This is a genomic window from Actinophytocola sp. (genome assembly GCF_036002505.1).
GTDB lineage: Bacteria > Actinomycetota > Actinomycetes > Mycobacteriales > Pseudonocardiaceae > DASYTH01.
This window is the reverse complement of the sequence record NZ_DASYTH010000296.1, coordinates 1-6,877: the sequence shown is the minus strand read 5'-3', so window position 1 is coordinate 6,877 and position 6,877 is coordinate 1. Positions and strand designations below refer to the sequence as shown.

Here is a 6,877-nt window from a genome sequence, read left to right as displayed (position 1 = left end):
TCGTTGCTGCCGCGTTCCCACGGCGAGTGCGGGTGGGCGAAGAACACCGGCAGCCCGGTCGCGGTGATGCCGGCGTGGCGGGCCGTCTCCGCGCCGCAGTCCCAGGTCAGCGAGCGGCGGATCTGGGTGGGCAGGCCGCCGGTGGCGGCGATGACAGCGTCGCCGACGGTCAACGAGTCACGCCCGGTCAACGGAACCAGGATGAGGAACCGGGACGTGCGCTCGACCAGCGTGGCCACCGCGCTCTTGCCGTCCTTGCCGATGACGAGGTCGCCTTCCCAGTGACCGGGCACCGCCCGGCCCTCGACCTCGCTCGGGCGTTCGTCGATGTAACGAGGCTCGCGGATTCGCGGCGCCGGTGGTGGGCGTCTGCCGCCCCGGCGGGCCTGCCGCCCGGTCCGCAGGCTGATCAGCTGCCTGGCCAGGCCGGACACCGGCTGGGCGTACACCCACTGGTAGATCGCTTCGTGAGACACCCGGCAAGCCTGATCGCCCGGGTACGCGACCGGCAACCGGCCCGCGATCGAGGCCGGCGACCAGCCGGCCCGCAGCTGTGCGCAGACGACCGCGCGCAGCCGCGCCGAACGTTCGACCGCGAACCGCTTCGGTCGTTCCCGCGCTACGCCCGCCGCGGTGTCCGCGGCCACCGCCCGGTAGCCCGCCCGGCCGCCGTGACGGCGAACCTCGCGGGAGATCACCGACGGATCACGCCCGATCAACACGCCGATCTCCCGATAGGCCAAGCCGTCCGCCAATCCGCGGGAGATCTCTTCACGATCCGACAACGTCAACATCACACGCACGGCGGGCATCCTGTCCCACCGAACCACCAAGATCAAATGCTACGACCGGCTGAACCCAGGCACTCCTGCTGGCCGCTTGCACGACGATGCGAACGGTCAATTTAACTTTAAGGTCGTTCGGATTCGCGAGGATCGCCTTGTACTCTATGTGGGCCCCTTGATCGACGGCCGGCTTCGTCGTGTTTGGGATTACCCGAAAAGGCGCCTGGGTATAGAGGTTATGCGGCTGAGCGTAATGGTAATACCCCAGATTACTATCGCCCGATCTGATCGGCACCCACACGCCACTCTTGTCCGTGTACTTCCACAGGATGAAATACCACGCCGCGCTGCCGCCACCGCCCGGCGGATCAAGCGCAGGCCCGTCTGCAGGGGTGTCGTCAGAAGTTGGCTCTGCATCAGAGACTTCAACCGTACTCGGGCTCTCCTCCGGTCCCGTCACGCTCTCAGGTGCAGCCGTTCCGAATTCCGCCTCGTGTCGCGAGGAGTACTCCTCCGGCGACATGAAGACCAGGCCCGCTTCTGAAGTTCCGCTGCCGTCCGACGATACCGCGAACGCTGACGACGGTGTAAACACTCCGACGGCCAGCAGAGCCAGTGCCGCGCCGACAGAACCACGCCTTGACGACGCCGTCCACTTGTTTCTTCCCATGGCGATGAACCTCCCCCGACTATCACCAAGATCGATGAGAGCGGAGGAGGCTATCAGACTCCCAAAGTCGCCCATCTCGGCGCGTGCCCACCCCGAAGCCGGAAGCGCTGATACTCCGACGATGCAACGCAGGCGACGCATTCTCATCGGCATGTCCGCGCGTGGGTGCGCTTGGCACCACTCACGAGCGTAACGGCCACGCAAGCCGAGAGGATGGTTTGCCTGCTTTTTGGTGGCTCGTCATAGCTTGATGCCTCAGCTGTGCCGGTGCCTGCTCTCTTGGCGGTACTGAGTTCTAGGTTTCACCGACGCGCTCAGTTGGCGTCCGTTTGCCGAGCCAGGCGAGCATTCGTGACTCGCTCACCTTGGTCCACAGTTCTTGCAGCTGCTGGGTCAAGTTCTCGCCGGGTCGGAGGGTGTCGATGTAGGCGAGATCTACGGGAAGTTGCGGTGGGATCATGTTGCGGATCAGCATGACGCGACGCAGCTCGAAAAGTTCCCGCTGCGCTCGTGCGAACGCTTCGTGAGCGCGTGCAAGGGCATCGGCGGCGGCCGCCGTCTCGACGCTTTGTCGTAGCTCGGCCGCGGCCTGTAGTTCTCGACGGCGGCCATCGGAGTCGTTGGTGCCTTCCTCCGCGGGGGACTGCTCGTGCGCCGCGAGAGCATCGGCAGCTGAAGTGGCCGCGTGCTGGGCGTGCATGTATTCGGCCTCGGCTTCTTCGAGCCGGGCCCTGGTGGCCATTACACGTTGGCGAGTCTGAGTGTGGACCTCGTGAGATGCAAAGAAGGCGGTACCGTATCCGGATTGGTCCGCGAGAGGCGACTCGTCGAGTAGCTGGGCAACGCCAGCCTCGGCTTGCTTCAGGCGCTGGCGAAGGTTTTCGGCTGCGAGGACCAACTGATCGAGTGGGACGTCGGAATCGGCTTTGCCGGAGTCTAGTTGCCGCTGCCGTTCACGTGCGTGCTCATCGGCCCAGTCCATGAAGGCGCCGGCCGCGGACCGCAACTCATCAATGGCCTCCAGCACAGGATGATGTGTCGGCGGCTGAGAGTCGCGCAGATACTCGCGCTGTAAATCCTCGAACGTCGCGTCCCCTCGACCCAGCGGCACGCAGGCAGGCAGAAGAGTCTGCACTCCGTTGGCCCAAGCCCACGCCTGAAAGCCGGCTGCGGTGACCTCGGGCGTCATTTCGATCCGGTCTCGCCGGTCGGCCGGATCATTGAGCAGAAGCCGGTTCGGCGTGGTGTTTAGCGCCAACGCGATCGCAACGAGGTCATCCACATCGACACGGCGTGCGCCCGTCTCGATCTTGTTAACGGCGGTCCCCAGCATTGGCCGCCCCAGGGCGCCAAGAAGCGCCGCCAGCTGGGCACCGGTGAAGCCCCGGTCTTGGCGGATGCGCTTGATGCTGTCCCGCACACGCTCTCCGATGGCGCCGCGGCGAACTTCGCTCGTCCCCATGATGGGGATACTACACCTAAGTTGACTCCGGGGTGCCTTCCTCGTAGACTCAACCCATCCTGGAATTCTTTTACCGAAGATGGGGATTCAGGCGTCGCCGTGACGGTCAGGCCCTGCCCGCATCGAGGCGGCGCTCCGCGTGCGACTGCGGTGGCTGCTCGCGAAGACACCCGAGAGGACGCAATCCGCCATGACCGACGCGCGGACGAACAGCTTTGCCACGCCACCTGGCGGGACGCCTCGATGGGTATGGATGTTGCTCATCCTCTTGATCGCCACGCTCATCGCCGGCATCGCCGGTCTACTTGCAATTGCCGGTGGCGCTGACGTCCCGCACGCGATCCTGACCGCCGGCGCCGCGTTCGGAGGAGCGGTCGCTCTATTACTCGGTCTGGCGCACTTCCTCGGGACAGGCCCCAGCTAACTACGCCAGGGAAGGCGTGACGTACCGAGCCGCTACAGCATTTGCCCCAACGGAGTGAAACCCCAGCGCTGCTCGACCAGCCTCACGCCCGAACGATCAGCTCGACGACAGAGAGGAGACCTCGCCTGCCTTGGCGGTGACATCAGCGGCGTGCTCCTTACCGCAGCCGTCTACACCGCACCCGGAGCATGAGGACCGACGACCCGGCAGACCGGCCGGAGCGCAGCTCGCCGACATGGCCCCGCGACGTCCTCGTCGGCCGCACCACCAAGCAAGAAATCACCCGCAGCTCCAGGTGCGTCGGTGCGATGCCACGCTGATGATCCGCTACCAGCGACAACGCCACCGGCGACGAGCTGGACCCGATCCCGGCGACGAGCCCTATCGGCGGCTACTTCTTTAATTGGATCTACGACCTGTGCCCGGCCAGGCTGGGTCGAGGTAGCCGGTGGGATCGCTCTCTTTTGCGGCTGTCCACCCGAATCGAGGTGTGACTCTCATCTGGCATGTGCCCGCCGGCTACCGCCCGGGGAGTGGCTCGAGAGGGGTCTGTGCAGCTCAAAGTAGCTTTGCCCTCCCTGTTCGGCATCAAGGATGTGAGCAGCCATAGGGAGGAACCAGCACATGAGTCGTGTGGTGATCGGCATGGATCCGCACAAGCGGTCGGCCACGATCGAGGCCATCGACGAACGAGAGAAGATTCTGACTCAAGGCCGTTTCGGCACCGACACCGCCGGCTATCAGCTGATGCTGGCAGCAGGCCGCGCCTTCACCAACCGGGTATGGGCCGTCGAAGGCTGCTACGGCATCGGCCGACACATCGCCCAGCGCCTGGTCGCCGACGGTGAACCAGTGCTCGACGTGCCGCCGAAACTGTCGGCCCGAGTCCGGGTCTTCGACACCGGCCAGGGCCGCAAAACCGACCCGGTCGACGCGCACAGCGTCGCGGTCGCCGGCCTGCGCAGCCGCGGCCTGCGCCCCGTCAACCCGGATGATCCTCACCGTCGTGGTGCGCCTGCTGGTCGACCGCCGCGACGAACTCGGCCGGACCCGCACCGACATCGTCAGCCGCATCCATCACCTGCTACTCGAACTCATTCCCGGCGGGGCGAAGAAGTTCCTCACCCGCGGCCAGGCCAGCTACCTGCTGCGCACCGCACCACCGCCAGCCGGCATCGTCGCCCGCACCCGCCACGACCTGGCCCGAGAACTCATCGAGGAACTCACCACGATCGACGCAAAGATCCGGGCAGCCGACAAGCAACTACGCCAGCTCGTCACCGAGCACGGCAGCACCCTGACCAGCCTGCACGGCATCGGCCCGTCCGGCGCTGCCCGGCTGATCGGCGACATCGCCGACATCCGCCGGTTCCGCACCCCGGCGCACTTCGCCTCCTGGAACGGCGCCGCCCCGCTCGAGGCGTCCTCCGGCGACCAACGCCGCCACCGGCTCTCCCGCGCCGGCAACCGGCGAATCAACCGGGTCCTGCACATCATGGCCATCGTCCAACTCCGCCGTGACACACCCGGCCGCGCCTACTACCGGCGCCGCCTCGCCGAAGGCAAAACCACGATGGAAGCGCTCCGCGCTCTCAAACGCCACCTATCCGACGTCGTCTACAAGCGGATGCTCCACGACGCCAAAACGCGCGGAGCTGGTGAAACGGGTCCGGGAGGACACACGGGAGCGACTCTGCAATCCAGCGCGGACGGCCCTATCCCGACAGCCGTCTCTTCGGACAAGTCACAACCCGGATCCGCCACCAAGAAGCCTAAAACAAAGTCGCCATGATCCCTTGACCAAGAGGGGAACCAGATAAGTGCGCCTGATCTTGCAGGCGTTCGAACACGATGCGCCAGTGCCTGGGCGGAGGGATCGCTGAATAGGCCCAGCAGGTCGAGCAGATCGATGATCCAGCCGGTCTCCTCCTGGTATTTGCGCCGGGGGGCCTGCTGCCAGGTTTCTCCGACTTTGAGGCCGCCGCCTGGTACCCCCCGGCTTCCTTCGCCGCTGCGGCGCGTGAACAGCACCCGATTGCGATCGTCGATGACGACCACGCCGCAGCAGGCTCGAAGTCCGGTCTCGCTGTCCATGAAGCGATGCTGCCAGATACGCGAGACCCTGGCTGCGGGGCAGCGACGCAGCCATGATCGCCGTCGCATCGATCCGGGAAATCGACTGACGCCTGCGGGCGGTAGCGTGGATCACTGGATCGTTGCGATGCCGTGGCGAGGCATTGACGGTGCAGCGGTGACAGCGGAGGTCGTCTCGTGCTCTTACCTGCTGATAGTCACGTGCACAGCCAGTGGTCGTGGGACACGCCGGTCGGTGACATGGAACGGTCGTGCGCCCGAGCTCTGGAGCTTGGCCTTCCGGCAATCGCTTTCACCGAGCATCTGGACCACACCGTCTGGCGGATCGCGTTGACGGGTCCCTACGTCATCGATCACCTCACCGCACTCGCTGACACCGACGGGCAGCTGACACCACCCGCCTTCGACGCCGCCGGATATCTGGAAACGATCGAGCACTGTCGGCGACGGTTTCCGCAGCTGCGCATCTTTAGCGGTCTGGAGTTGGGTGAGCCGCATCGCCACGCCGATCAGATCGCCCAGGTGCTGGCCACAGGCCGTTTCGATCGGCTGCTCGGCTCGCTGCACACCCTGCCGGATCAAGGTACGTTCGCCGAGCCCTGGGGCATCTATCCGCACCGGGATCCCTACGAGGCGGCGATGGCGGCGAGGAGGTCGGCCGGTGCCTCGGCTTCCGACGGCGGGGCGTAGGCCGTCGCCCACCGCCCGTCCGCTTTCGCGGCGTCTACCGCGGCGCGGCCTGGTGGCAGCATTCGCCCCTGTGCTTCCAGCCGGGCTACGTGGGCGATGTTGCGTTGTGACCAGGAGCTGCGGGGTCTACGAGGGGTGAACCGGATCCAAGAGGTCTCCTGATCCCGTTTCCGGGTCTGCCCGTCGATCCAGCCGAAGCAAAGGGCCTCGTCGACCGCCTGCTGCCAGGTCAGCGTGGTGACTATGCCGCCCTTTTTGGTCAGGGCCAGCCAGACGCCGGGCGACGTGGCGTGGTTGGCCGACAACCACGCGCGCAGCGCCTCGGCGTCCGCGACGATCAACTCATCCAGCTCGGCGCTCGCCATGACGGCAGGCTAACCGACGCGACGTGGCCGCAGCCTCTGCCTGTTGGCCAGCCGGACCCGCCGGGCTGCCGACGCACCGGCCGCCCGGCGAGTCGGGGGCAGGGCCCCGAGGGCGGCCAATCATCCTGAGCTGTGCCGAAGACGTCCCGCATCACCGGGTCAGGGTCTCGGCGTCGGCGAATTTTCGTTCGGTGGCCATTTCTCATCCCGTTCTGGAGCGCCTGCGCCGATCCTCCGTCAGCGGCTTTAGCCTCTGCAGATTCAGATGCCGGTCGAGCTCACTACCAAATCGTCAAGGCTAAGAAATTGTGCGTGGGTGTGCCCTTCATTGGCATGATCACGCGCACTGTCATCGGCAAATCCGATGCGCCGCGAGGCGCCTTGTTG

7 protein-coding genes and 2 pseudogenes are annotated in these 6,877 nt (G+C 65.9%); 4 read left to right on the top strand and 5 right to left on the bottom strand.

The window, feature by feature from the left end; translation table 11 throughout:
- The 3 genes from VGR06_RS26060 to VGR06_RS26050 all read right to left on the bottom strand — a co-directional run.
- Positions 1-794: IS30 family transposase (locus VGR06_RS26060; RefSeq protein ID WP_327561762.1), on the bottom strand; the 794-nt coding region annotated here is incomplete at its 3' end.
- Positions 772-1,455, bottom strand: a complete 684-nt coding sequence (locus VGR06_RS26055; protein ID WP_327561761.1) for a hypothetical protein — start codon at positions 1,453-1,455, stop codon at positions 772-774. The genes VGR06_RS26055 and VGR06_RS26060, both read right to left, overlap by 23 nt.
- Positions 1,456-1,750: 295 nt before the next feature.
- Complete coding sequence (locus tag VGR06_RS26050) at positions 1,751-2,917, bottom strand: helix-turn-helix domain-containing protein (RefSeq protein ID WP_327561760.1); 1,167 nt, start codon at positions 2,915-2,917, stop codon at positions 1,751-1,753.
- A 190-nt stretch (positions 2,918-3,107) separates the two neighbouring features.
- Here VGR06_RS26050 and VGR06_RS26045 point away from each other — a divergent pair, with 190 nt between their 5' ends.
- The 3 genes and pseudogenes from VGR06_RS26045 to VGR06_RS26035 all read left to right on the top strand — a co-directional run bounded on the left by VGR06_RS26045 (position 3,108) and on the right by VGR06_RS26035 (position 5,133).
- Positions 3,108-3,341, top strand: a complete 234-nt coding sequence (locus VGR06_RS26045; RefSeq protein ID WP_327561759.1) for a hypothetical protein — start codon at positions 3,108-3,110, stop codon at positions 3,339-3,341.
- Between the two features lie 624 nt (positions 3,342-3,965).
- Positions 3,966-4,280, top strand: a pseudogene (locus VGR06_RS44040) (IS110 family transposase); the annotation flags it as partial.
- 52 nt (positions 4,281-4,332) lie between these two features.
- Positions 4,333-5,133: a transposase gene (locus VGR06_RS26035; protein WP_327561757.1), complete on the top strand. Its 801-nt coding sequence runs from the start codon at positions 4,333-4,335 to the stop codon at positions 5,131-5,133.
- A gap of 101 nt (positions 5,134-5,234) precedes the next feature.
- Here the strand turns inward: VGR06_RS26035 and VGR06_RS44035 are convergent.
- Positions 5,235-5,435: pseudogene (locus VGR06_RS44035) on the bottom strand (NUDIX domain-containing protein); the annotation flags it as partial.
- A 201-nt stretch (positions 5,436-5,636) separates the two neighbouring features.
- On the opposite strand from VGR06_RS44035, the gene VGR06_RS26030 reads away from it, so the two are divergent.
- The gene (locus VGR06_RS26030; RefSeq protein WP_327561756.1) at positions 5,637-6,125 is read left to right on the top strand and encodes a PHP domain-containing protein; all 489 of its coding nucleotides are present in this window, start codon (positions 5,637-5,639) and stop codon (positions 6,123-6,125) included.
- On the opposite strand, the gene VGR06_RS26025 is transcribed toward VGR06_RS26030, so the two are convergent.
- The gene (locus tag VGR06_RS26025; RefSeq protein WP_327561755.1) at positions 6,062-6,490 is read right to left on the bottom strand and encodes a hypothetical protein; all 429 of its coding nucleotides are present in this window, start codon (positions 6,488-6,490) and stop codon (positions 6,062-6,064) included. The two genes, VGR06_RS26030 and VGR06_RS26025, sit on opposite strands and share 64 nt — an antisense overlap.
- Positions 6,491-6,877 lie beyond the last annotated feature (387 nt).